Origin of the sequence: Pricia sp., assembly GCF_041745955.1 — a bacterium.
In the GTDB taxonomy this organism is placed as follows: Bacteria; Bacteroidota; Bacteroidia; order Flavobacteriales; family Flavobacteriaceae; genus Pricia.
The window spans coordinates 1-23,630 of the sequence record NZ_JBGTHY010000346.1 but is presented as its reverse complement, the minus strand read 5'-3'; the positions used below and the strand labels follow the sequence as shown (position 1 = coordinate 23,630).

General features: G+C 45.6%; 18 protein-coding genes and 1 pseudogene. 7 read left to right on the top strand and 12 right to left on the bottom strand.

Annotated elements, in window-relative coordinates:
* Nucleotides 1-138 precede the first annotated feature (138 nt).
* From ACEW8S_RS12855 to ACEW8S_RS12845, 3 genes are all read left to right on the top strand, one after another.
* A complete protein-coding gene (locus ACEW8S_RS12855; RefSeq protein ID WP_373518545.1) occupies nucleotides 139-333 on the top strand; it encodes a twin-arginine translocase TatA/TatE family subunit in 195 nt (64 codons plus the stop codon).
* 364 nt (nucleotides 334-697) lie between these two features.
* Nucleotides 698-3,223 (top strand): OmpA family protein, encoded by a 2,526-nt coding sequence (locus ACEW8S_RS12850; RefSeq protein ID WP_373518544.1) that lies wholly within the window; start codon nucleotides 698-700, stop codon nucleotides 3,221-3,223.
* Nucleotides 3,224-3,467: 244 nt separating this feature from the next.
* On the top strand, nucleotides 3,468-3,635 hold the full coding sequence (locus ACEW8S_RS12845) for a DUF6747 family protein (protein ID WP_373518543.1): 168 nt from the start codon (nucleotides 3,468-3,470) through the stop codon (nucleotides 3,633-3,635).
* An 84-nt stretch (nucleotides 3,636-3,719) separates the two neighbouring features.
* Here ACEW8S_RS12845 and ACEW8S_RS12840 read toward each other — a convergent pair whose 3' ends face one another.
* The 3 genes from ACEW8S_RS12840 to pgk form a co-directional block, all read right to left on the bottom strand.
* Nucleotides 3,720-4,715, bottom strand: coding sequence for a DUF4837 family protein (locus ACEW8S_RS12840; protein ID WP_373518542.1), 996 nt, complete (start codon nucleotides 4,713-4,715; stop codon nucleotides 3,720-3,722).
* 74 nt (nucleotides 4,716-4,789) lie between these two features.
* Nucleotides 4,790-6,403, bottom strand: coding sequence for a LysM peptidoglycan-binding domain-containing protein (locus tag ACEW8S_RS12835; protein WP_373518541.1), 1,614 nt, complete (start codon nucleotides 6,401-6,403; stop codon nucleotides 4,790-4,792).
* 128 nt (nucleotides 6,404-6,531) lie between these two features.
* Nucleotides 6,532-7,725 (bottom strand): phosphoglycerate kinase, encoded by a 1,194-nt coding sequence (gene pgk / locus ACEW8S_RS12830; RefSeq protein WP_373518540.1) that lies wholly within the window; start codon nucleotides 7,723-7,725, stop codon nucleotides 6,532-6,534.
* 76 nt (nucleotides 7,726-7,801) lie between these two features.
* Between pgk and ACEW8S_RS12825 the strand changes: the two genes are divergently transcribed.
* Nucleotides 7,802-8,965 (top strand): ATP-binding protein, encoded by a 1,164-nt coding sequence (locus ACEW8S_RS12825; RefSeq protein WP_373518539.1) that lies wholly within the window; start codon nucleotides 7,802-7,804, stop codon nucleotides 8,963-8,965.
* A gap of 73 nt (nucleotides 8,966-9,038) precedes the next feature.
* Here ACEW8S_RS12825 and ACEW8S_RS12820 read toward each other — a convergent pair whose 3' ends face one another.
* The 5 genes from ACEW8S_RS12820 to ACEW8S_RS12800 form a co-directional block, all read right to left on the bottom strand.
* On the bottom strand, nucleotides 9,039-9,569 hold the full coding sequence (locus ACEW8S_RS12820; protein ID WP_373518538.1) for an OmpH family outer membrane protein: 531 nt from the start codon (nucleotides 9,567-9,569) through the stop codon (nucleotides 9,039-9,041).
* 393 nt (nucleotides 9,570-9,962) lie between these two features.
* Nucleotides 9,963-10,796 carry a class I SAM-dependent methyltransferase gene (locus tag ACEW8S_RS12815; protein WP_373518537.1) on the bottom strand — a complete coding sequence of 278 codons (834 nt, stop codon included), beginning with the start codon at nucleotides 10,794-10,796 and terminating at the stop codon, nucleotides 9,963-9,965.
* A gap of 119 nt (nucleotides 10,797-10,915) precedes the next feature.
* The gene (gene mnmG / locus ACEW8S_RS12810; protein WP_373518536.1) at nucleotides 10,916-12,784 is read right to left on the bottom strand and encodes a tRNA uridine-5-carboxymethylaminomethyl(34) synthesis enzyme MnmG; all 1,869 of its coding nucleotides are present in this window, start codon (nucleotides 12,782-12,784) and stop codon (nucleotides 10,916-10,918) included.
* A 160-nt stretch (nucleotides 12,785-12,944) separates the two neighbouring features.
* Nucleotides 12,945-13,364, bottom strand: a complete 420-nt coding sequence (gene ybeY / locus ACEW8S_RS12805; protein WP_373518535.1) for an rRNA maturation RNase YbeY — start codon at nucleotides 13,362-13,364, stop codon at nucleotides 12,945-12,947.
* Nucleotides 13,357-16,839, bottom strand: coding sequence for a DUF4175 family protein (locus tag ACEW8S_RS12800; RefSeq protein WP_373518534.1), 3,483 nt, complete (start codon nucleotides 16,837-16,839; stop codon nucleotides 13,357-13,359). The genes ybeY and ACEW8S_RS12800 overlap by 8 nt, the downstream gene beginning before the upstream one ends.
* Nucleotides 16,840-16,972: 133 nt before the next feature.
* Here ACEW8S_RS12800 and gltX point away from each other — a divergent pair, with 133 nt between their 5' ends.
* Nucleotides 16,973-18,484: a glutamate--tRNA ligase gene (gltX, locus tag ACEW8S_RS12795; RefSeq protein WP_373518533.1), complete on the top strand. Its 1,512-nt coding sequence runs from the start codon at nucleotides 16,973-16,975 to the stop codon at nucleotides 18,482-18,484.
* Nucleotides 18,485-18,702: 218 nt separating this feature from the next.
* Nucleotides 18,703-19,638 carry an SPFH domain-containing protein gene (locus ACEW8S_RS12790; protein ID WP_373518532.1) on the top strand — a complete coding sequence of 312 codons (936 nt, stop codon included), beginning with the start codon at nucleotides 18,703-18,705 and terminating at the stop codon, nucleotides 19,636-19,638.
* Nucleotides 19,639-19,772: 134 nt separating this feature from the next.
* Here the strand turns inward: ACEW8S_RS12790 and ACEW8S_RS12785 are convergent, their stop codons facing one another.
* The 4 genes from ACEW8S_RS12785 to ACEW8S_RS12770 all read right to left on the bottom strand — a co-directional run bounded on the left by ACEW8S_RS12785 (nucleotide 19,773) and on the right by ACEW8S_RS12770 (nucleotide 22,663).
* Nucleotides 19,773-19,991: a DUF6327 family protein gene (locus ACEW8S_RS12785; protein ID WP_373518531.1), complete on the bottom strand. Its 219-nt coding sequence runs from the start codon at nucleotides 19,989-19,991 to the stop codon at nucleotides 19,773-19,775.
* A complete protein-coding gene (locus tag ACEW8S_RS12780) occupies nucleotides 19,988-20,338 on the bottom strand; it encodes a phage holin family protein (RefSeq protein WP_373518530.1) in 351 nt (116 codons plus the stop codon). Before ACEW8S_RS12780 ends, ACEW8S_RS12785 begins: the two co-directional genes overlap by 4 nt.
* Nucleotides 20,339-20,341: 3 nt before the next feature.
* Nucleotides 20,342-20,671 (bottom strand): YtxH domain-containing protein, encoded by a 330-nt coding sequence (locus ACEW8S_RS12775; protein WP_373518529.1) that lies wholly within the window; start codon nucleotides 20,669-20,671, stop codon nucleotides 20,342-20,344.
* A 309-nt stretch (nucleotides 20,672-20,980) separates the two neighbouring features.
* On the bottom strand, nucleotides 20,981-22,663 hold the full coding sequence (locus tag ACEW8S_RS12770; RefSeq protein WP_373518528.1) for a glutamine--tRNA ligase/YqeY domain fusion protein: 1,683 nt from the start codon (nucleotides 22,661-22,663) through the stop codon (nucleotides 20,981-20,983).
* A 221-nt stretch (nucleotides 22,664-22,884) separates the two neighbouring features.
* Here ACEW8S_RS12770 and ACEW8S_RS12765 point away from each other — a divergent pair.
* Nucleotides 22,885-23,630, top strand: a pseudogene (locus ACEW8S_RS12765) (gliding motility-associated C-terminal domain-containing protein); the annotation flags it as partial.

The following is a 23,630-nucleotide window of genomic DNA, read 5'->3' as shown; positions in this document are numbered from 1 at the left end:
TGAACCCTTGAGCTTCTTTCTTCGTAAGTACTTGCACACGGATTAAAAGATCAACCCGATTTGATAATTATCTTCCGTGCTATTATGACCAAGTAAGTTACTTTTTTACTACATTTGTTATCCATAAAATTTGAGATTATGACAGCATTACATATTTTTTTAGCGATAGGGCCTTGGCAGATCGCCATTGTCGTACTGGTAATCCTTTTATTGTTCGGAGGAAAAAAGATTCCCGAATTGATGCGCGGCTTGGGAAGCGGTATCAAGGAGTTTAAGGATGCCTCGAAGGAAGATGAGCCTGTGAACGATAAACTGGAAGACAAGAAAGACTGAATATTCCTATTTATACGATATAAAAAAGCCCTTGGCGTAACACGCCAAGGGCTTTTTTATGGGTCGAATGTATCCTATGAAAATCAGTAGATAGGTTCCCATCCAATACATCCCCATAGTTTCGCAGGCTTCCCCGTATACGTCTAAAGCCCTAATTTCCCGATTAAGGTAAGCACACTGTCCGATTCACCACAGTTTATTCCCCTTTCACAACAATTGTTATCCTAAAAAGAGTGATTAGACGAATTTTACGTTATCATATTAGATAAAAAGATGCCTAAAACTATTCATTTCAAGCAATTCCATCTTAGGTGCCGATTATCTGTAACGCATAAAATTTCTTGTTTTTCCGATATCCCAAATCATGAAAAAACTACTGCCACTGCTAATTTTCCTATTGTCTTTTGGCATCTTCGCCCAAGACCCTGAAGACTTCGGCATCAAAGAGACACCCATCACGGCGAGTAACGATACCCAAAGTCGTATCTCGTATGCCGGACCTGTAGTATCTATCAATAAAACCTTCGAAGAGGCAGCCGATAGCCAGAATATTCCCTATAGAACCTTCAGCGGATTAGAAAACGTAGAGAACGGCTACTATATCATATCGGGGGTTTTCAGCGAGGGAAAAAACCTGAACAAAACGGTTAGGAAATTAAAGCGCAAAGGTTTTGCGGAGTCCGGCTTCGTCACGAATCCCGACAACGGACTCAACTACGTGTATTTGACCTACTATCCGTTCGGTCTTGAGGCCGTCGATGCGTGTGTTTCAAAACTGGACGGGACCTACACCGATACGGTTTGGATCCTTGAGATAGAGAACAGCATGACCATCGGTGGATCATCTTTGGCTATGTTAGCGGTGAGCGAAACCGGATCGATCACCACGGCCGATACTGACGAAGAGGATGCCGAAACCGGACACATCAACGAAAATCTGATTTCCCTCGCTGCTAATGCGCCCCGTATTTACAATACTGCCAACAAGAGCAAAACTATCGAAAAGGCCGACGCCTATTTCAACAAGATGTGGTACGCCGAAGCTGCCGACCTCTACGAACAGGCCCTTTCGAAAGGCGAAAAATACTATACGCGCGATAATCTGCAGAAAGCTGCCGACGCCCATTACTTCAACACCGATATGGAAAAGGCCCATCAATGGTACAACATCCTTTATGAAAATTATGGCAAGGAAATGTCGGAGGACAATATGTTCAAATACGCCCACTCATTAAAGGGCACGGGGAAATACGGTCGCGCCAAACGTCTAATGCGGCTGTACAACCGCCAAACGGAAAACGGTGAATCCGTAGGCCTAGACAACCCCAAAGTTATGGCCAACGAGGTCGTATTGGACAATATTTTAGGCTCGGAAGAGGATTACGAGCTTAAAAATATGTCCATCAACACCAAATATTCCGATTTCTCGCCCATGTTCCTAGATTCGAACCAGATTGTCTTTTCGTCCGCCAAAGATTCATCCTTTTTTAAGACCCGAAAGTATAAATGGAACGATCAGCCTTACCTAGATCTGTATGTGGCCGAAATAAACGCAGCATCGCAAGACCTAAAAAATGCCATCAAATTTTCCAAAAAAATAAATACCAAATATCACGAGGCGTCCGTAGCCTTTTCACCCGATAATAGAACGATGTATTTTACGCGTAACAACTACGGTAAAAGGCTGAAGCGCGATAAAGAAGGGGTAAATCACCTCAAAATTTATAAATCGAACAAAATCGGCTTGGAATGGACCGAAGGGGTAGAAGTTTCGTTCAATAGCAACGAATATTCCACTGGGCATCCTGCCTTGAGCCCCGATGGCAAACTGCTCTATTTCGTATCCGATATGCCGGGCAGTGTCGGCAAGAGCGACATTTTCGTAGTCGATATTTTGGATAACGGCAGTTTTTCTACCCCCCGTAACCTAGGGCCCGGCATAAATACCGAGAAAAGGGAGATGTTCCCCTTCTTTAACGGTGCCAAACTCTATTTTTCCTCGGATGGCCATACGGGTCTCGGAGGCCTCGATGTGTTCAAAGCGACCTATGATGTGGAAGAAGGTTTTGGCCCCGTCGCCAATCTGGGCAAGCCCATCAACAGCAACAAAGATGATTTTTCATATATCGTAAACGACGAAAACCATAAAGGGTTTTTTGCCTCCAACCGCGCCGGTGGTAAAGGGGATGATGATATCTATTCGTTCAAAAGACCGTCCATCGAAGAGATTCCGTCCAACAACAACGCTATCGCAGGCGTAATCACCGAACTCATTACCGGCGACTTGATACCCAAGGCACTGGTACAGCTTCTTGACGAGAACGGCATCAAACTTAAGGAAATGAATACCGAAGATGATGGAAGCTTCGTATTCGAGGATCTTGACGGCAACACCAAATACACCCTAAAAACGATAAAAGGCGAGTTCTTCGATGACGAACGGCCAATAGCCACATTAGATAACGAACGCGTTAATGTAGAGATTTCCATGAAGCGCCTTGAAGATATGATCGCCGTAGAGGAAGGCATCAAGAAGTTGAAGACCGAAATGATCTATTTCGAGTTCGATAAATCGAAGGTACGTTCCGATGCCGCTAAAGAATTGGACAAACTGGTAGGCGTGATGAAAAAATATCCCGGCATGGCCATAAAAATCGAATCGCATACCGATTCCAGAGGTAGCAGGGTGTACAACGAATACCTATCGGACAAACGCGCCAAATCGACTCGGGACTATATCATATCCCAAGGTATTGACGCGAGCCGTATCGAAAGTGCCATCGGTTATGGCGAGAGCCGATTGTTAAACGACTGTAACGGTACCGTAGCCTGTGCGGAAGCCACGCACCTACTCAACCGACGTTCTGAATTTATAATTGTACGCGAGTAAGAATTTCAAGGTTCCACGACCTACTTATACCTAAACCTAGCCGCTGCCTTATTTAAAAGGTGGCGGTTTTTTTGTGTTCTGCCCCTGTGCTATAAAATTGCTCTACACCGTATCTATTAGGGCTTTATCGAAACATAAAAATAGTGGATTTCTATAACGGTAATTGGGCGGGTTTCATCTAATTTATTCTTCAAAACATACAAAATGATTCTACCTTTGTGCCAAATAATGCAAAATCCCAAATATGAAGAAATTACTACTTGTTAAGGAAATTTATGCGGAAGCGTTCAAGGATTGGACCTACAGGATGCTGAAAAAATATTTTAAGGTGTTTTCCTGGTTTTGGCTCGCCCTCTTCGCGATAACCCTTTACGCTTTCGTCTATAGGCTCTCCACAGGATTCGTCTTTTGATTGATACCATACATCATTCTGAAATAGAAAAGCCCGTCTAAACGACGGGCTTTTTCATTGAAACTTATAGTATACGAAGTCTATTTACTTGGTCTGGGATGTAAATTTCAAGGTCTTTAAAATAGCCTCCAATTCGAAGATATCGTCCCGTTTTTCGGTGGCGGGGGCGAATACGAAGCCTTCCAGGACCAATTTTCGGTTGTTGGCCTTGTCGTTGAGAATATAGGTCACAAACGGGCCGGCCATGGGGTAATTCTTGATATCCCAGATGCCACGGACCTCAACGCCTTTGAGGCCTGCAATTTCCTCGGGGAAAACGGCAGGGGCGTACGCAGGCTCCGTTCGCATATAGGTTACTTTACCCGTCATATCAGGCCCGGGAATATATTTTTCGCCAATGGAATCGCGCATGGCGATAATATCCTGAACCAAGGTAGAATCGTTACTAAAACTGTTTTCCGGCATTTCGTAAACAATGATATTCGCTGTTCCTTTTTGTATTTCGCGGTCGATCCAGACAAAATTATCCTCCTGTTTGCCCACTTTATAGATAGAGGGTACTTTCAACGAAATACCAAACTTCTCTTGCAGCACCCCTTCTTTGTTCAACGATCGGTTGAATCGTGTTTGCGCCTCGGCGATTTCCATATCTTTAAAGGCTGCGATAATCTTGTCTGATTCGATCTCTAAATTATCGATAATTTCCCCGTCGGTTGTCCCTTTTATGACCCCAACTTTCTGAGGGGTGGCGTACATATCACTCTTGACATGGGCCAAATTGACCGAATCTTTCATTACATAAAGAATCGAACGGGTACTGCGAATAGATCCGGTAAAGAATTTTGGGGCGATTTGGTCGATACTGAAAAGTGGTTCATCCATCGGCATGCCCAGAACGGGTGCGGCAAAATGCTTTCTGATCGTATCGCCGACCTTGCTTTTCCAAAGTTCGTTGTCGATTACTACGACCATTGAATTTATGGCGCCGATCGAAGTGGGCAGGTAGTTTGTGTTCTTGCCTTCTTTACAGGAGGTCAATACAATGGCGAGAAGTAAAGCTAGTGTTCCCAGTTTTTTCATGGTCTAAGGTTTTGAGTTAACCGGCTATTAAACGAATTAACGGGTAGGTAGACCCTAACTTAATAACCTAATGTTTATGATGGACATGCGCACAATTTCAATTTTGTGCCCGGTTTTAGCTTACTACCACTAATACCGTTCCATTGTCGTAAATTCTCGACGGAAATTCCTGGATATTTTCTAGAGATGGTCCAAAGCGAGTCCCCGCTCCTGACGGTATGTACTTTCGCCCCTGCCGGAATCGAGGTATTTGCAGCGGCTGTTGCCCCGTTCGGTGCGGCCGTTTCACCGGGTATCCGTTTCGGATAGATGGTAAGCCTTTGCCCTATTCTCAGGTCGTTGCCGCGAAGACCGTTCCACTGTTTGAGTTGGCTCACACCGACTCCGTGGCGTTCCGCAATTCGACCAAGATAGTCCCCACTGCGCACCTTATAGCGTATGCTGTTCTGCTCCGCCTCCTTTACAAGCTGCGGCAACGGACTCTCTTTACTTTCCAGTTCCCTTTTTACATGCGCATAAATCGCTTCTTCGTTAGCTACGAACATGCCCGTGGCGTACTTCGGCAGTCGTAAGGTATGCGATTTACCATCGACGAACGGGATCACATCAAGTTTGTAGGATGGGTTAAGCACTCTCAGTTCCTCCTTACCGACCCCAACCAATTCCGAAACCTGATCGAAGGTAATCAGGCTTTTTACATGTACGGTATCGGTCTCGAAATAGGCACGTTCCACTTTTTCGCCTTTCAGACCGTGTTCGTCGGCGTATTCAAAAAGGTACATGGTCGCCAAGAACGCAGGCACATACCCGGCCGTTTCACGGGGAAGGTACCGGCGAAGGTTCCAATAGTTCTTATAGCCCCCGGATCTTCGTATGGCCTTGTTGACATTACCAGGGCCGGAATTATAGGCGGCCAGGGCCAAATCCCAATCCCCATAAATATCGTACAGTTGCGATAGAAACTTACAGGCGGCTTCGGTAGACTTGATCGGATCGCTACGTTCGTCAACGTAACTCGAAACGTCGAGACCATATTGTTTGCCTGTACCGTACATAAATTGCCAAAGCCCGGTTGCGCCGACACGGGACCGGGCCCTTGGGTTTAAGGCGGACTCGACAATGGCCAAATACTTCATTTCCAAGGGGATGTCGTAATTATCAAGCTCCTGTTCAAAGAGGGGGAAATAGAATTGGCTAACGGTCAGCATTTTTTCCATCAGTTCCCGTTTCCGGAACAGAAAAGAGTTGATCACATTTTCTAAGGATGGATTATAGGCAATATTAAAAGGCGTCTTTTGATTCAACCGCTCCAATCGAGCTTTTAACGTATCGGTAGGCAATGAAGTAGCATACGTCTTTTCGTAGTCGAGGTGGGATACCTCATCGAACATTTCGTTGGAAAGGGATGCGTTTTCGTAAAGTACCTCCATCCAGAGACTGTCGTACTTTGCCGCTTCGGGAAGGTCTGGCAGGTTAAATTTGCGGATGGAGCCCTCTTGGATCAGCTTCAGCATGTTATCGCCCAGCGTAGTATCCGAAGCCATTTGTTCCATCTGATCGACACCGGTCATATCCATGGCCAAGGTATCGGCTGGAGACTCCATATCCTCGGATAGCGCTTTGCCCGCTGTGGATCGGGTCAGGGAATCTTGTTCAAATAGCCCTGGGGTGTCTTGTTGTTGCGCCATCAATGGGACGGTGAAAGCCAAACACCATACCAACGAAAAAAACGATTTGTTTTTTGTTATCATATTATCTGCGAATTACGGGACCTTTGGATCGGAAAATTACGTGGGTCCGTTTATCGATAACGCACTTATTGCCCGATTATTGCAGCGATTCCCGGCAGGGTTTTCCCCTCTAGGCTTTCGAGCATGGCACCACCGCCCGTGGAGACGTAGCTTACCTTGTCCTCAAATCCGAATTGCTTGACGGCGGCAACGGAATCTCCGCCACCGACCAACGAAAATCCGCCGTTTTGCGTCGCCTCGTCGATAGCTTTTCCGACGGCAATGGTGCCTTTGGCGAAGTTCTCCATTTCGAAAACGCCGACAGGGCCGTTCCAAAGAATGGTTTTGGCCATTAGGATGACCTTCTTGAAAATATCCAAAGTTTTGGGGCCGGCATCGAGGCCTTGCCATCCATCGGGAATCTTATCTACATCGACCACCTTGGTGTTCGCATCGTTCGCAAAATCGTCGGCGGCCAACACATCTACCGGAAGATGTACTTCCACTCCTTTTTCCTTGGCCTGCCTTAAAATATCCGTGGCCAAATCCATCTTATCGTCCTCACAGATAGAATCGCCTATCTGCCCGCCTTGGGCCTTGACAAAAGTATAGGCCATTCCACCACCGATAATCAGATGGTCGACCTTGTCCAATATATTCTCGATGATGGTAATCTTCGAGGAAACCTTGGCTCCGCCTAAAATCGCCAAAATGGGTTTCTCCCCTGTTTCCATCACCTTGTCGATGGCCTCGATTTCCTTGGCCATTAAATATCCGAAACATTTATTATCCGGAAAAAACTGGGCCACAACCGTCGTAGAGGCATGTGCGCGATGCGCCGTTCCAAAGGCGTCGTTTACGTAGATATCGCCCAATTTTGAAAGCTGCTCGGCAAAATTGGTGTCGCCTGCTTCCTCCTCGGCGTGAAAACGCAGGTTCTCCAACAACAGTACCTCGCCGGGCTGCAATGCCGCGACCGCATTTTCGGCTCTTTTACCGATACAGTCATTGACAAACTTAACTTTTACGCCGATAATATTGGAAACCGTATCCGCAATATGTTGTAGGGACAGGTCAGGATTCGCCTCGCCTTTAGGTCTGCCCAAATGGCTCATCAAAACGGCACTTCCACCGTCTTCCAAGACTTTTATTACGGTAGGTTTTGCGGCCTCGATGCGGTTGGTGTCGGTAACCTTGAAATCATCGTTTAAAGGCACGTTGAAATCCACCCGGATCAGTGCTTTTCTATCCTTGAAATTAAAATCGTCTATCGTCTTCATGCTTTTTTTGGTTTTATGGGAATGGCAAATGTAAGGAAAAGAGTAAGCAGTTCTCCAAAAACTCTATCTTTACGGTATGTTGTTCAAAGACATAATAGGACTATCCCACATCAAGAACCATTTGGCCACCAGCGCCGATGCGGGACGTATTCCCCATGCGCAATTGTTCATCGGGCCAGAAGGTTCGGGCACCTTGCCGATGGCGCTGGCATATGCGCAATATATTATCTGTGCTAACACGAATGGAGAAAACAAAGGGGAAAACCAGGCCTGTAACCTCAAATTCAATACCCTCTCCCACCCTGATATGCATTTTGCCTATCCGGTGTCGAATTCCGATAAAATCAAAAGCCATGCGGTAAGCGACCACTATATCCAAGCATGGCGAACCTTCATGAAAGAGCAACCCTATGGAAACCTGTTCGATTGGTACCGGTTGATCGGCATCGAAAAAAAACAGGGCCAAATCGGAGTTGACGAAGCACAGGACGTGGTCAAAAAACTGGCGCTAAAATCGTACGAAGGTGGTCATAAGGTGATGCTGATCTGGATGGCCGAAAAAATGAACCTATCCGCCTCGAACAAGCTCCTCAAACTTATCGAGGAGCCCCCGAACAACACCGTTTTTATCTTGATCGCGGAAGATGAGGAGCAGCTTATTCAGACCATAAGATCGCGTTGCCAGACCTTACATTTTCCACCCTTGGCGGAAGAGGCGATGGCGAATGCCCTCGTCGAAAAAGGATTGGTGCGGGAAGAAGCCCTGCGCATCGCCCATGAGGCCGATGGCAATTTCAACAAGGCCCTGGACCTCATGAACAAAGATTCGGAAGACCTCGTTTTCGAAAAGTGGTTTGTGCAATGGGTACGCAGCGCTTTCAAGTCTAAAGGAAACAAAGCGGCTATTCACGAACTCATACTTTGGAGCGAAGAGGTCGCCAAGACCGGCCGGGAGACCCAAAAGAATTTTTTACAGTATTGCCTAACGGTTATGCGCCAAGCCTTGCTGATTAACTTCAACACGGGCGAACTGGCCTATATGCGTATTCACGTAGACGGCTTTCAACTGGATAAATTCGCACCCTTCGTTCACGAGAATAATATTATGGATATCGTCGATGAACTAGAAACAGCAATTTACCACATTGAACGCAACGGCAATTCCAAGATCATCTTGACGGATCTGTCGATTAAACTTACCCGGCTTTTGCACCGGCCCGCACGGTCCATAGCTCCTTAACGGTCAATATTGGCAGATGATTGCGGCAGATTTCGTATTGTGCGTGCCGCGCTTGGCGCTAAGCGCATAGCTTTTACTTTTTATACTTGTCGTTCAAAAGCTTCACCATCTCATCGGTAAGATCTTTGGTTTCGTCACCGTAAAGCACGCTACCACCATCACCCCCACCTAATATATAGGTATATCCGTTCGCCATGCCATAGGCCTCGACCTCTTTTTTGACCTTGCTCACAATACTGTCCATTTCAGTCTGACCGAGGGCCTGCAGCTGCTGGTCTTCTTGTTGTAGTTGTTGACCGATCATCTGGCCGCGTTGTTGCATTTGGCCATATTGCTCCTGGGCCTTTTTCTGCGACATTTTTTCAGCCTCTGCCTGAAAGGCCTGTGCTTCTGCCTGAAATGCCTGTGAGATACTATCCCTTTTCTTGTTCAAGGCTTCCGCCTTGACTTTAAAGTCGGCCTCAACATCTATTTTTTGCTGATATTCGTCCATTAGTTTTACATTATCGACATATCCGATTTTTGCCTGCTGCTGGCAAGAAGCCAATCCTAAAACCGTAAAGATCCAAAATATCTTACCTATACTACTCCCTTTTGTTTTCATCTTAATCTATCCTATTTAAAATATTACCCTTTTGTGCCATTTTTGGCTGCGCAAAAATAGAAAAGCTTTTTGAAAGGATATAGGGGAAAGTCAAGAGATATCCATTTATACCAATCTCAACTCCTTTTTTAAAATTGAAGTCCATTTAGCCTCTATAAGCGTATCCTATCATATCCATATAGTCGATAAGTGAAAACTATTGAAATTCAATCCTATTAAACCGATTCATTTGATGTTTCTGCAAATAAATGAAACGTAGGCTTTCATGGCCACAAAGCTTTCTTAAAACGCCTATTATTAGGCTTTAGTTTTCTATGATGGATTTTTGATGGTTCGGAGGCTAACTTTTGCGTGAAAATCAAGAAAATTCAACAGCAGAAATTGGAATCTTCTTTAGGGTTCCTTTTTTTGAAGAATATAAATAATTGAGGAATGCTCTTTAGTCCTCCATCCGTTAACATTGGAAAGCAATCCCACGAAAAAGGCCTTTATAAAATTCTGTTTGCCCGTCTTATATTTCTCGGAAAGCAAGGAAACATAGAAGGCGTCAAAGATCATAGGTTTAGTTTGTACTACGTTTAATCCGTGTTTAGCGAATACCTTTTCAATAGAAGTTCTTGAAAAATGCCATAGGTGACGGGGAACGTCATACGCTGCCCAAAATTCTTTATAGTGTTTCGCATCATACGATTTAAAGTTAGGGACGGCAACAACCATCGTGCCATCATCCTCCAGACGCCACACGAGTTGTAAAATCTGATTCTCCAAATCCGGCAGATGTTCAAGTACATGCCACAATGTGATGACCTGAAACTGCTTTTTAGGCAATGCGTCCATATCGCGACACAGTTCCATTCGCTTTTCCCGAGAGCGCATTCGAGCATCGCGACTGGGCTCCACCCCTTCTACGGACCATCGGTTCCTTTGGGCGGCCAACAGAAAATCGCCGGTACCGGCACCGAAATCCAAAAGTGATCTATTGTCATTTGCATAACCCTTGATGAGTTGTGTTTTCATCCAAAGACTAAAGGTTTTGACCGCTTGATACATTTTATCCGAAAACGTACTATTGGCATCGGTGTGCGAAATGTACGCTTCGCTTTGGTAATAGAGATCTAGATTTTCCGGTTGAGGCCGGGTCACCAGCATTTGTAGATCTTCGTCGAGCAGCAATTCAAAGGCTTCACCGGTAACCGAGAAATCCTTAGTTCTTAAAAACGGTTTCATTGTAGTTATGGGTAGTCAAATATTCTCGCTTCAAAGTCCGAAGATACTTTAAAACCGATTCCCTTTAAAGCGCATCGATCTGTAAATAATCTTTCCGTTCCACGTGGAACATGACCACTTTATCTTCCCAGATACACTAACAAAACACTAATATCCGACGGGTTCACCCCGCTTACCCTTGCCGCTTGTGCAATGGTGACCGGCTGTATGGCCGAAAGCTTTTCCCGGGCTTCGAACGAGAGTGATTTCAGTTTGGTATAATCGAAATTTTCGGGAATCGTTACATTTTCCAACCGCTGTAGCTTATCCGCATTGTTCTTCTCCTTTGCGATGTATCCAGAATACTTAACTTGTATTTCCGTTTGTTCCAACACCTCTCTATCAAGATGGTTATCTTCAACAAAGCCGGAAACTGGTTCTAGTTCCAGCATGTGCTCCATCCTGACCTTCGGACGCGAAAAGACCTTGAACATCTTGTCGGATTGTTTTACCAAAGCGGAATCCAATCGGTTCAAAATGGGATTTATATCCTCTGGAAGCACGCTCGTCTCCCTAAAAAAGTTGACGAAAGCATCGGATTTCCGCTCCTTTTCTTCCATCTTTCTTAAACGTTCTTTACTGGCCAACCCGATATCAAAACTTTTGGGAGTCAATCGCAAATCCGCATTATCCTGTCTCAAAAGCGTTCGGTACTCGGCTCGGGAGGTAAACATGCGATATGGCTCTTCCGTGCCCTTTGTTATAAGATCGTCAATCAAAACGCCGATATAGGCTTCGTCCCTTTGCAAGATAAAAGATTCCTTTTCGTTCCCCTTAAGGTGTGCGTTGATACCCGCCATGAGCCCTTGCGAAGCAGCTTCTTCGTAGCCGGTCGTACCATTGATCTGTCCGGCAAAATACAGGTTTTGGACCAATTTGGTTTCCAGGGTGTGCTTGAGTTGCGTGGGTGGAAAATAGTCATATTCGATAGCATACCCCGGTCTAAAAAACTTGACCTTCTCAAACCCTTTGACCGATTTCAACGCCTTGAATTGTACATCCTCGGGCAACGAAGTGGAAAAGCCATTGACATACACTTCAACGGTATTCCACCCCTCGGGCTCCACGAAAATTTGGTGGCTGTCCTTATCCGCAAAGCGGTCGATCTTATCTTCAATAGAGGGGCAGTAGCGTGGGCCAATACTTTTAATCCGTCCGTTGAACATGGGGGAACGGTCAAAACCCTCGCGGAGCAACTCATGGACTTTAGGGCTCGTATGGCTCATGTGGCAATCCCGCTGCAGTTGCAGCACAGGGGTATCCAAATAAGAAAATTTCTCGGGTCGATCATCGCCGGGCTGTGGAATCATAACGGAATAGTCCAATGAACGGCCATCGACCCTTGGCGGAGTTCCGGTTTTCATTCGCCCACTTTCGAATCCAAAATCCCTTAGCTGTTCGGTAATTCCTGTGGCTGCTCTTTCCCCCGCCCTACCGCCGCCGAATTGTTTTTCGCCGATATGGATCAACCCGTTTAGAAAGGTGCCGTTTGTTAGCACAACCGCTTTGCTTTTTATCTCCAATCCCAAAGAGGTGCGTACTCCGACTACTCGATTATTCTCTACAATCAGACCGCTGACCATTTCTTGGTAGAAATCACAGTTCGGAGTGTTCTCCAAAGCAAGCCGCCATTCTTCAGCAAACCGCATACGGTCGCTCTGCGCACGTGGACTCCACATTGCCGGCCCCTTTGATTTATTCAGCATCTTAAACTGGATGGCGGATTTGTCAGTGATAATTGCACTATAGCCGCCAAGGGCATCAATCTCTCGTACAATCTGACCTTTGGCGATGCCGCCCATGGCCGGGTTACAGGACATCTGCCCGATGGTTTGCAGGTTCATGGTCACCAACAAGGTTTTAGAGCCCATGTTGGCGGCGGCGGCGGCGGCTTCCGCCCCAGCGTGGCCTCCTCCTACTACTATGACGTCATACTGTTCTGGGAACATCGAAATTAAATTTATTGGCTTTTCAGCATTGTTCTAATGGCAACTTTCACATATGTTTTCAAAATTCTATTCGTGGGCGATGCGATTACCTACCCGCACGGTAGTTGTTTCGAAGAAGGAAAAACGTGTCAATAGTATCGGCAACAAATCTCAATCCTCTTTATTGTTCCACGTGGAACAATTTTATTTTTTCGTCTTCCTTGCCGCGCATTTCAGCGCTCCCTACTTCAGATTTATCCGTGTATTCGAACAGGTGGAGTAGGCCATGCGCCATGACCCGAAGCAGCTCTTCATCGAAGTCGGTTTTGAATATCCCCGCGTTCTCCCTTACCCTGTCGATCGAAATAAAAATATCCCCGCCGATTCGCTTTCCTTCCGAATAGTCAAACGTTATTATATCGGTTAACGCATCATGCAACAGGTGTTTTTTATTCAACTCCAAGAGGTAATTGTCCGAACAAAAAATATAGGCGATTGGCCCCAGCATCCCCGCTTCCGAATAAATCACTCTACTTAACCAGTCGGCAAACTTGGTTTCATCATCCAATTGAAAATCCGTTTCATAGTGGAACTCAATCATTGCTCTTAAAATAGTCTTTGACCTTGTTCTGAAAATCGGGCCGTAAAGGTAAGGCTTGTCGATCTAAAATTTCGATTTCATTGCGATAATTCTCTAGCGCGGGAGGCTTGGTAATTATCGGATTTTTGAAATCCTTGGTATTCGTATTGCTTTCGCGTTCGGATTTCTGCCCTTGTTTCAATGCGGCATTCTCAAGTTTCAACAGTTCATATTGAATGTTATTAATTTTGAAAATGCTCCGCTGCGTAACGCCATTTTCCATCAGGTCGTTCTCAAAATCTTCCATTTGTTTGAGAAGCTTTTGCCCCAGTTTTTGATCGCTGGCATTGATCATGTCCTGCAACTGCTGTTCCAGCTTCTGTCGAATCATCTGTTGCTCCTTGTATATTTCATAAATTTCCTGCAGTTCCGCTTCGCTGGGTTGCCCGTCCCCCTGACCTTGTCCGCCTTGATTGCCGTTTTCACCTGTCGAACCCTTACCCTCTTTTCCTTCGCCCTTTTCGCCGCCTTGACCCTTCTGACCTTCACCATCTATGTTGCCCTGACCCATTTTGGACTCCCCCTCGCCCTCGCCCTCGCCCTCGCCCTGCTGTTGACCATCTCCCTTCTGCCCTTGGCCCTGTCCCTTCTGCGGTTTGCCCTGCCCTTGTTGGCCCATGCCCTCCATTTTCTCCTTGAGTTCACCTTGGCCTTTGATGATATCGGGCAATTGAAAATCCTGCCCCTGTCCTTGGCCCTTGCCAGCCTGCATGCTTTGCTGCATGTTGTCAAGCATATTGGCCAAGAAATCGGCCAGGCTGTTGGAAGCGTTCATGACATATTTTTGATAGGATACCCCTTGGTATATCTGGCTCTCGGCCATACTTTCGAGGGACTTATCCATATTGTAATAAACCTCGGTTATCTGCTCGTTGACGAATTCGGAAAGCTCTGCCCGTCGAAGGGACAATGCAAAAAGGCTATCATCTACATGTCCGAAAAGGTCGCGCAACTCCTGTTGCTCGCGGACAGTCCCAGAAAATTGGGCATTATCGACATCGGCGTCCTCTAGACTATCGTACAGCCGTTCTTGCTTGAAAGAAAACGTAACCAAGTTGTCAAGTATTTGCCGCAGCATTTCTGCATCTTCGGTAATACTGGATTCCCCTCCGCCACCTGAGGAGGATTCCTCGAGTGCCTCGCTCATTTCCTTCATTTTCTGGGCAGCGGATTTCTGCTTCTTACTAGCTCCTTCCGCCGCCTTTTCTTTTTCTTCGGGCTGCGAAGACTCCTCTGCCCCTTGATGTTTGTTGATCTGTTCCAACGCATCTTGCTGGTCTTGTTTTACCGCTTCCTTCATAGTGTCGTCGATATTCAGCTCGATAGGCTTTTTCAGCTTTTCGTTATCCTTTTTTAACTCCTCCAATTCCTTGGCCAGCTGTTCGAAGTTGTCGTTCAGCTTCCGTTGTTCGGTATCGGAAAAATCCTGACCTACTTTCATTTTGGAGAGTAATTCTTGGCGCTTGGCCTCCGCAGCAAGGTCTTTGGCCAATTGTGATGCCTTTTCCGTTACATAATACCGTTTGGTCAATTCCAACAGTTGCTCTAAGTTTCGCTCGCTGTTCTGTTGCTTCTTGCCGAGCTCCTCCAAGCGTTTGGTCAGTTCTTCCTTGTCGATTTTGTCGGCGATCCTGTTGAGTTCCTCGAGTAGCTTTTCGTTCTTTTTGGCCTCCAGTTCCTGACGTTCCAAGCGCTCTTTCAACATTTGGTTCATTTGGTCGCCTTTCTCCCCTTTGTCCAAATTCTCCTTAAGCTGTTTGCTGAATTTCTGCATCAGGTTTTCTTGCTGCCGCTGCTTCTGTAAAAAATCCTTGACCTGTGTCCGATCATTGAAATTCAATTGCTTTTTTTCTTTTTGCTCAAGGCCGATATCCTTTAGCGTCACTTTTTGCTCCTTGAACCTGCCCAAGGATTTATCCATGTTGTTGATTAGTGATTGCTGCGACTCGAGCTCTTGGTTGCGCAACTGGTCATCGTCGAGCAAAGTCATTAAAAACACCTGGCTCTTCGCAGTTTTTCCCTGGTGGATGGCATCATTATCCGTTGCCGTAAAGTAGAAACTGTAATTTTTTCCGGATTCCAATTCCAAGCCCGAAGGAAAAGTATAATAGAACTGGTCGAAATTGGCATTGGGCGCATTCAGGGGCACTACCTGCAGGTCTTCAGGAGTATCATTGGGATAGCAAACCAGTTTTATACTCTTCAGTTTATAATCATCGGAAGCCTCCCCGGCGTAGTAGGAAACGTTCGGGTTCAGGGAATCCAATACTTGATTCACCTTTATAGTTGGATAAGCATCCTTGATGACCATAAAGCGGTATCCCAGTTTTTCATAGTCCTGAATATTTTTGTTGGATGTGGATAATTCATAGGGATACTCCGAATAGATGTTTTTAGACAGTTCAAATAGGTTCCCATCTCTGGCAAAAGATAGTGTAGTGTCCTTTTCGATCAACCGGATGTCCTCCGCATTTTGACCCTCGATTTCCCAGGATACTTTGGTGCCTTCTGGAAATGTAGCGTTACCTGTACTACGCAGCACTTCGGAAGAACGGTTGGTATAATTGGGATAGTCCAAAGTAATCCGGAAGTCTTGAATGGAGGGTGTGGTAAGTGCATTCAACGTGAAGGGTCTGGATACGACGCCATTAGCCCTAAATGAGAAGGTTGTGCGCATCAATGGAGGTGTAAAGGTATACTGATACCGTCCGTTTTGTTTTTGCAACAACGAAATAGTACCGTCGATATCGATATAAACTTCCTCAGGCTGTACCGCTCCCTCCGTGAGGACTTCTATTGTATACGGCTTTGTATCCAAAACATTCAAATCCTCCGAGAAAAGCCGGAAATGAAATGGAGCTGGCGGTTCATAGGCTAGATCAAAATTGACCACACGGTCTGCAGAACCGAAAAAGGAAGCCAAATTTCCCGAAAGCCAAATCAGGCCAAAAAGCAGGACAGGTAAAATAAGATATTTGGTATATTTCAGGTTTTCACGGAAATCCACTGCCTTGGCAAAAGGAATGGGATCCATGTTTTTACTGCGTTGTTCCATACTGGCCAACAGCAATTCCGACTGATTTCTATCCTCCGCAAGCTCTAACAAGTTATAGAGCTTGTCCCCAACATCCGAAAAATGCTTACCGATCAACAGCGAGGCCTGCTTGTTACTAATGCCCCGTTTGAGCTTGAACAGATAGAAAATAGGCGTCAGAATATAACGGAACAGCAGAAAACATTCCACCCCGATAAAAAGCACCAAAAGCACCAAACGCCCTGTGGAATTGAGCCATAAGAAGTATTCCACCCCGAGAACGGCAAAGAAAAAAACCAGCCCGAGAACCACAAACAGCAACAGGCCCTTAATGAGCATTTTGGTATAATACTTTCGGGTAAACTGGTTCAGCTTACCTAGGATGTTGTTATAACTGGCCATACCTAACAAAGATACGAAAAAGCACAAAACCGTAGCTACGGCTATCCTGATTAAAAAGGTATCCGTTAGGGCATAAAAGCCAAAAATCTCGGTTCCAAATACTAACTCAAGACGAGTTCGTTATCTTTGCCCTATGAAAGAAAATTTTAGGGTCCGTTTTGCGCCCAGCCCGACCGGGCCATTACATATCGGTGGTGTCCGTACAGCGTTGTTCAATTATCTATTCGCCAAAAAGCACGATGGCGTGTTCATACTACGGATCGAGGATACCGATCAAAATCGATATGTAGAAGGTGCCGAACGGTATATTGTCGATGCCTTGGATTGGTGCAATATCCCCTTTGATGAAGGACCGGGAAAAGAAGGCGGCTACGGCCCCTACCGTCAGAGCGAGCGGAAGCACCTTTACGAAAAATACGCGCAAGAACTCATCGACAAGGGAAAGGCCTATTACGCTTTCGATACCTCCGAAAAGCTTGACCGGCACCGCAAAGACCATGAAGTCAAGGGAAAGACTTTTATATACAATTGGCACAATCGATTGAAGTTGGATAATTCGCTGTCGTTACTGCCCGAGGAAGTCAAAAATCGCTTGGATGCGGGAGAGGATTATGTCATCCGGTTTTTAACGCCCCCGGACGAAACCCTTCATTTAAAGGATGTCGTCCGCGGCGCCATAGAAATCGACACCAACACCTTAGACGATAAGGTTCTTTTCAAGAGCGACGGGATGCCCACATACCATTTGGCCAATATAGTAGACGACCATTTGATGGAAATCAGCCACGTCATCCGTGGTGAGGAATGGCTGCCATCTCTTTCCTTGCACCAACAGTTGTACGATGCCTTTGGATGGGATGCCCCTGAATTCGCACATCTGCCCTTAATCCTCAAACCGACCGGAAACGGAAAATTAAGCAAAAGGGATGGGGAAAAAGGCGGGTTCCCGATATTTCCGTTGCAGTGGAAAGAATCGACCGGCTATCGGGAAGCGGGCTACTTTCCAGAGGCCGTAATCAACTTCTTGGCGTTTTTAGGTTGGAACCCCGGTACGGAACAGGAAATATTCAGTTTGAGCGAGCTCGTTCAAGCCTTTAGCCTAGATCGGGTGAACAAATCCGGCGCACGCTTCGATCCCGATAAGACCGTTTGGTACAATCATCACTATTTGCAGGGTAAGACCGATGAAGAATTAACGTCTTTGTTTATGCCCTTTCTGAAGAAGCAGATTGACTTAGGTCTCGACTGCGCTCGACCTGACCATGTCCGGAAAGTAGTTTCTTTACTAAAGGAACGTGCAAACTTCGTTTCCGATTTTTGGGAGCTTTCGGACTACTTTTTTGTCGCTCCGACTTCCTACAACGAAAAAGCGGTGACAAAACAATGGAAGGAAGGTACTCCAGATGTGCTAACCCAATTGGTATCTTTCTTGGAAACCGTTAATGATTTTTCAGCCGAAAATTTGGAAAGCCTAATAAAACAATGGATTTCGGAACAGGAGCTTTCCTTTGGAAAAGTGCTGCCACCGTTGCGTCTGGTTATCGTTGGGGACATGAAAGGCCCGCATTTATTCGATATCATGGGGACTATCGGGAAAGCGGAGAGTATTAGGCGGATTCACAGTGCCATTGCTTCAATTGGGTAGAAATTTAAATCAACAGGGTATACGAATCTTCCCTAAAGAATAAGGGATTTGGCTCTACTTGCGGTGACGGAGGGATTGAATTGCAAATTTTTGGAATTTGGTGCTGTCCCTTGAATTTTTCGAGTCCCGTGAAGTGCCCTTGTAACAAACTTCCCAAAAACGCTACAAATATGCTAAACTCTTACTACCTTCATTAAATCAACTAAAAACAGAACATAATGGGCAATTTTCTTCTTATCCCCGTACTCTTTATTGCGGTGGTTATCCTTTTTTCCTCCTTTTTTACTGTAAAGCAACAAACAGCGGTCGCCATTGAGCGGTTCGGCAAATTCCAAAGTATCCGAGGCTCCGGTCTGCACATGAAAATTCCCATCGTAGACCGAATTGCGGGGCGTCTTAGCCTTAAAATACAGCAATTGGATGTCATCGTCGAAACCAAGACCCTGGACGATGTTTTCGTTAAGCTAAAAATCTCGGTTCAGTATGTAGTGCTTAAGGACAAGGTCTATGAGGCGTTCTACAAACTGGAATACCCGCACGAGCAGATTACATCGTACGTTTTCGACGTGGTGCGTGCAGAAGTACCTAAAATGAAGCTTGACGACGTGTTCGTCAAGAAAGACGATATCGCCATTGCCGTCAAGACCGAGTTACAAGAGGCCATGTTCGACTATGGTTTTGATATCATAAAGACCTTGGTAACCGATATTGACCCCGACGCACAGGTCAAGGAAGCGATGAACCGTATCAACGCTTCAGAGCGCGAAAAGATTGCGGCCCAGTTTGAAGGGGATGCCGCACGTATCCTTATTGTTGAGAAAGCAAAGGCCGAAGCGGAAAGCAAACGTTTACAGGGCCAGGGTATCGCCGACCAGCGTCGCGAAATTGCACGAGGCCTTGAAGAATCGGTAGAAGTGCTGAATAAGGTTGGTATCAACTCTCAGGAAGCCTCGGCGCTCATCGTGGTAACCCAACACTACGACACGCTACAGTCTATAGGCGAAGCGACCAACACTAACCTGATCCTTTTACCGAATTCCCCGCAAGCGGGTAGTGATATGCTGAACAATATGGTCGCTTCATTCACGGCCAGTAACATGATCGGGGAGGAGATGAAAAAGAAGAATCCGCCGAACTTGGGAGGAAAGAAATAGCAGGATAGTAGGGAAATCACACCCGAAGTTTCGGGGCCAAACTCCCAAACTCCATTGTTTATGGGTTTATGAAATTGAAAAAACCCCAACAACCATAGGTTAATCGGGATTTTTATTGGGGGATTTCAGCACTTTCATTTACTAAACCTCTTCAAAACTTTTTTAGCGAAAAGCGAGATCAGAAAACTTTTGATCAGTCCTCCAAAACCTCCGAGAAGACTGGAAAGTTGTAGGCTGTGCTTGGTCTGACTGAAATTCATCTTCAGATTCTCCAAATCAATCTGTCGTTGCAGTTTTAAAATCTTAAGATCGTTGTCGATTTCCTTGAACGATGTATATTTTTTAGGGATCATATCTCGTCAAAATAGAATTCTGAAAACTTTTTCAGTAGCGGCTTTCTTAGCGTATGCCTAAAAATATATATTAATAAGCCTACCAACAAGTAAAACCCACCAACGATTAGAAAGCCCAAAGAGGTTTTTTCCAGCTCGGTCCCTATCCAAAAAGCGGCACCGATGGACAAGAACAACAAGGCCATAATAAGCATTATACCTACAGAAGCAATCTTTACGAACACCATGACGCCCCTCATAAGGACTTTAAAGCCCTTGAGCTTGTAAAATTCCCTACTAGATTCGATGTACGAGCGTGCTGTAGCTTCTGCCTCGGAAAAGTTTTCCTTTACTTCTTCAAATGCCATATATTATTTCTGGAGTTGGGCATTTTTCTTTCTTAGGTCTTCCAATTTCTTTTCAAGACCCAATATGATGTCATCGGCCTTATAGCTCATGTTCGAGATGGTCTTGTCCAGCCTGGCTTCAAAATCCAACTTCTTGGCCTCTGCCGTTTTGGTCAATTCATCTGTTGCATGCGATATCCGGCTAACGATATCATCACTGGTCTTTCTGGCCTGTTTGCTGATTTTCTTTCTGGTGTTGTCTCCCTTGTCGGGCGCATACAAAATTCCTACACCCGCTCCAATCGCGGCTCCGGTCAACAACGCTAACATTATACTTCCACTATCCTTTGACATATTTTTAAATTTTAAATTATTACTTGGTTTATAAAGTTGTTAAGTTCTATTCCATTATAACTATAACCTATAAATATTATACAGTGCAATATACTAGAAAAAAATGTGTCGGTTTACCCCTATCACAGCAAAAATTAACACAAGCGAACATTTATGGCGGAAATGCCCTTAGGAGAGCCTTTCATGCGCAAAAAACTATCCTATCAACGCAGAACCAGGGAATTTCCCAAAAAGCACGGCAAATCTCCTTTAATCAAGCCTTTTTATATGGCCAAAATCTATCGGTCCCGGTTGTTGGATAGTTAGTCTTTATTTGCCCTGAATCTTCGCCCAAGCATCCCGCAACCCGACTGTACGGTTGAAAACCAACTTTTCTTGGGAAGAATCGGGATCGACGCAAAAATAACCCAATCGCTGAAACTGTACGCGATCGCCAATTTTCGCTTCCCTAAGGCTGGGCTCCAGATACGCCGTAATGACTTTCAACGCATCCGGATTGATGAAATCCATATACTCCTTATCCTTATGCGTATCCGGACTTTCATCCGTGAACAAACGGTCGTATAGCCTAACCTCTGCTTCTATGGCGTGTTTTACGGAAACCCAATGCAGCGTTCCTTTTACCTTTCGCATACTCTCCTCGGTGCCGCTGCCACTTTTGCTTTTAGGGTCATACGTGCATTGAATATCCACAATATTCCCATCGGTATCTTTTGTGCAGCTTTCTGCCTTTATGATGTAGCCGGACTTCAATCGCACCTCACCGCCTAGCTTAAGGCGGAAAAATTTGCGGTTGGCCTCTTCCATAAAATCGGCCCTTTCAATGTAGATTTCCTTGGAAAAAGGGATTTCCCGCGTGCCTGCGGATTCATCTTCGGGATTGTTCTCGGTTTCCAGCCCTTCTTCTTCTCCCTCTGGATAATTGCTAATAACTACCTTGACGGGATCAAGAACGCCCATAACCCTAGGGGCTATTTTGTTCAAATGTTCTCGGGCATGGAATTCCAAAAGGGATACGTCGATTAGGTTTTCACGTTTGGCGATTCCGATGGTATCGGCAAAATTCCGGATAGCTTCCGGTGTATAGCCCCTTCTCCGTAAACCGGATATCGTGGGCATCCTCGGATCGTCCCATCCACCTACAATATTTTGTTCGACCAACTGCAATAATTTGCGTTTGCTGACTACGGTATGGCTCAGGTTTCTTCGCGCGAATTCGCGTTGCTTGGGGCGTATTTTTTTGGAATCTACTACTTGGTCTAAAAACCAATCATAGAGTTCCCGGTGCATCGCAAATTCCAAGGTACAAAGGGAGTGGGAGACCTGCTCGATATAGTCGCTCTCCCCATGTGTCCAGTCGTACATCGGATAAATACACCAATCGGTATTAGTTCGGTGGTGGACCTTATGTAACACTCGGTACATTATTGGGTCCCGCATCAACATGTTCTGTGAGGCCATGTCGATTTTGGCACGTAGCACATGGGCGCCTTCCTCATATTTTCCATCTTTCATTCCTTCGAACAATTCCAGATTTTCATCTATGGAACGATCTCTATTTGGACTATCGCTTCCCGGCTCATACGGTGTCCCCTTTTGAGCCGCCATTTCTTCTGAGGATTGACTATCCACATACGCCTTTCCATGCTTTATCAACATAACCGCCCAATCGTAAAGCTGCTGGAAGTAATCAGACGCATACCGTTCGGTATCCCAAGTGTATCCCAACCATTCCACATCCTTTTTAATGGCGTCTACATAGGCTTGTTCTTCTTTGATAGGATTGGTATCGTCAAATCGGAGATTGACCGGCGCATTGTATCTCAGGCCCAATCCGAAATTAAGGCTTATCGAACTGGCGTGGCCAATGTGGAGATAGCCGTTTGGCTCCGGCGGAAATCGAAAACGCAGATCGGTAGGGGAATATCCATTTTTCAAGTCTTCCTCGACGATATGCTCAATAAAATTCAATGGTTCGCCAATTTCGCTCATAGCATGATTTTTAAAACGCCCAAAGGTACGTAAAATGGGATAATCCCCTTTCATTACCTATCCCATTCATACAAATAATCCCGTTTCACAACACTTTTATCCCATGCCACAACATTAAATTTTCCACGCGTACTATATGCACCATATTTGTTGAAGTATAGCATTTTATCCCGATCCCAAATCAGGAAAAACTGGTAGTAACCCAAAAACTACGCCTACTTATGAAAGCAAAACTACTTTATTCCGTACCCAATTTCTTCATGGCTTTTCTGCTCTTTGCAGCCGCTCAGGTATCAGCACAAAGCTTGACGATTCTAGCCCCCAAACCAGCAGACAACAATAACTTATGTTCCGATCCGCCATGTAAAAACGCTTGGGACAAGGTTTGTGCGGGTGCCAACGGCAACTTTAATCAATACTTTGCCAACGTTCAGTATGCCGGAACCCCCAACAGCGACAACGAATGGATATTAGAATTGTCGAACGCTTCTGGAAGTTTTAGCAACGCCGTCGAATTGGCCCGCGAATCGAACAATAACACCGTAAAGACTAGGGGATTCGAATTTGCCATACCCACCGATACCCGTGGGGCGGCCTATGAGCTTCGGGTCAGAAGTACTAGCCCGGCGTCCTTCGGACAACCTACGTCTGCATCCTATAGTTTCTACTATATGAACTTTACCTCCGCCCTCGCCATTAGTAAGGACGGCAATGGCGTAATAGGCGACGTTTGCAGTAGTACCAACAGCGTGCGTTTGGAAGTCCACAATCTACCCTCCCCGGAAACCTATCAGTATAATTGGTACCGAAGCGGATCATTGCTCCTGACCAAAACCTATTTTATAGATGCGGCCCAAGACGGCTACTACACGGTACAAATTGACTACGGCGAATGTTCGGGAAGCGGAACCACCGACTCCAATGCCGCCCAGGTTACCCTGAACGCATCAGGACAAGGCATCGCTAT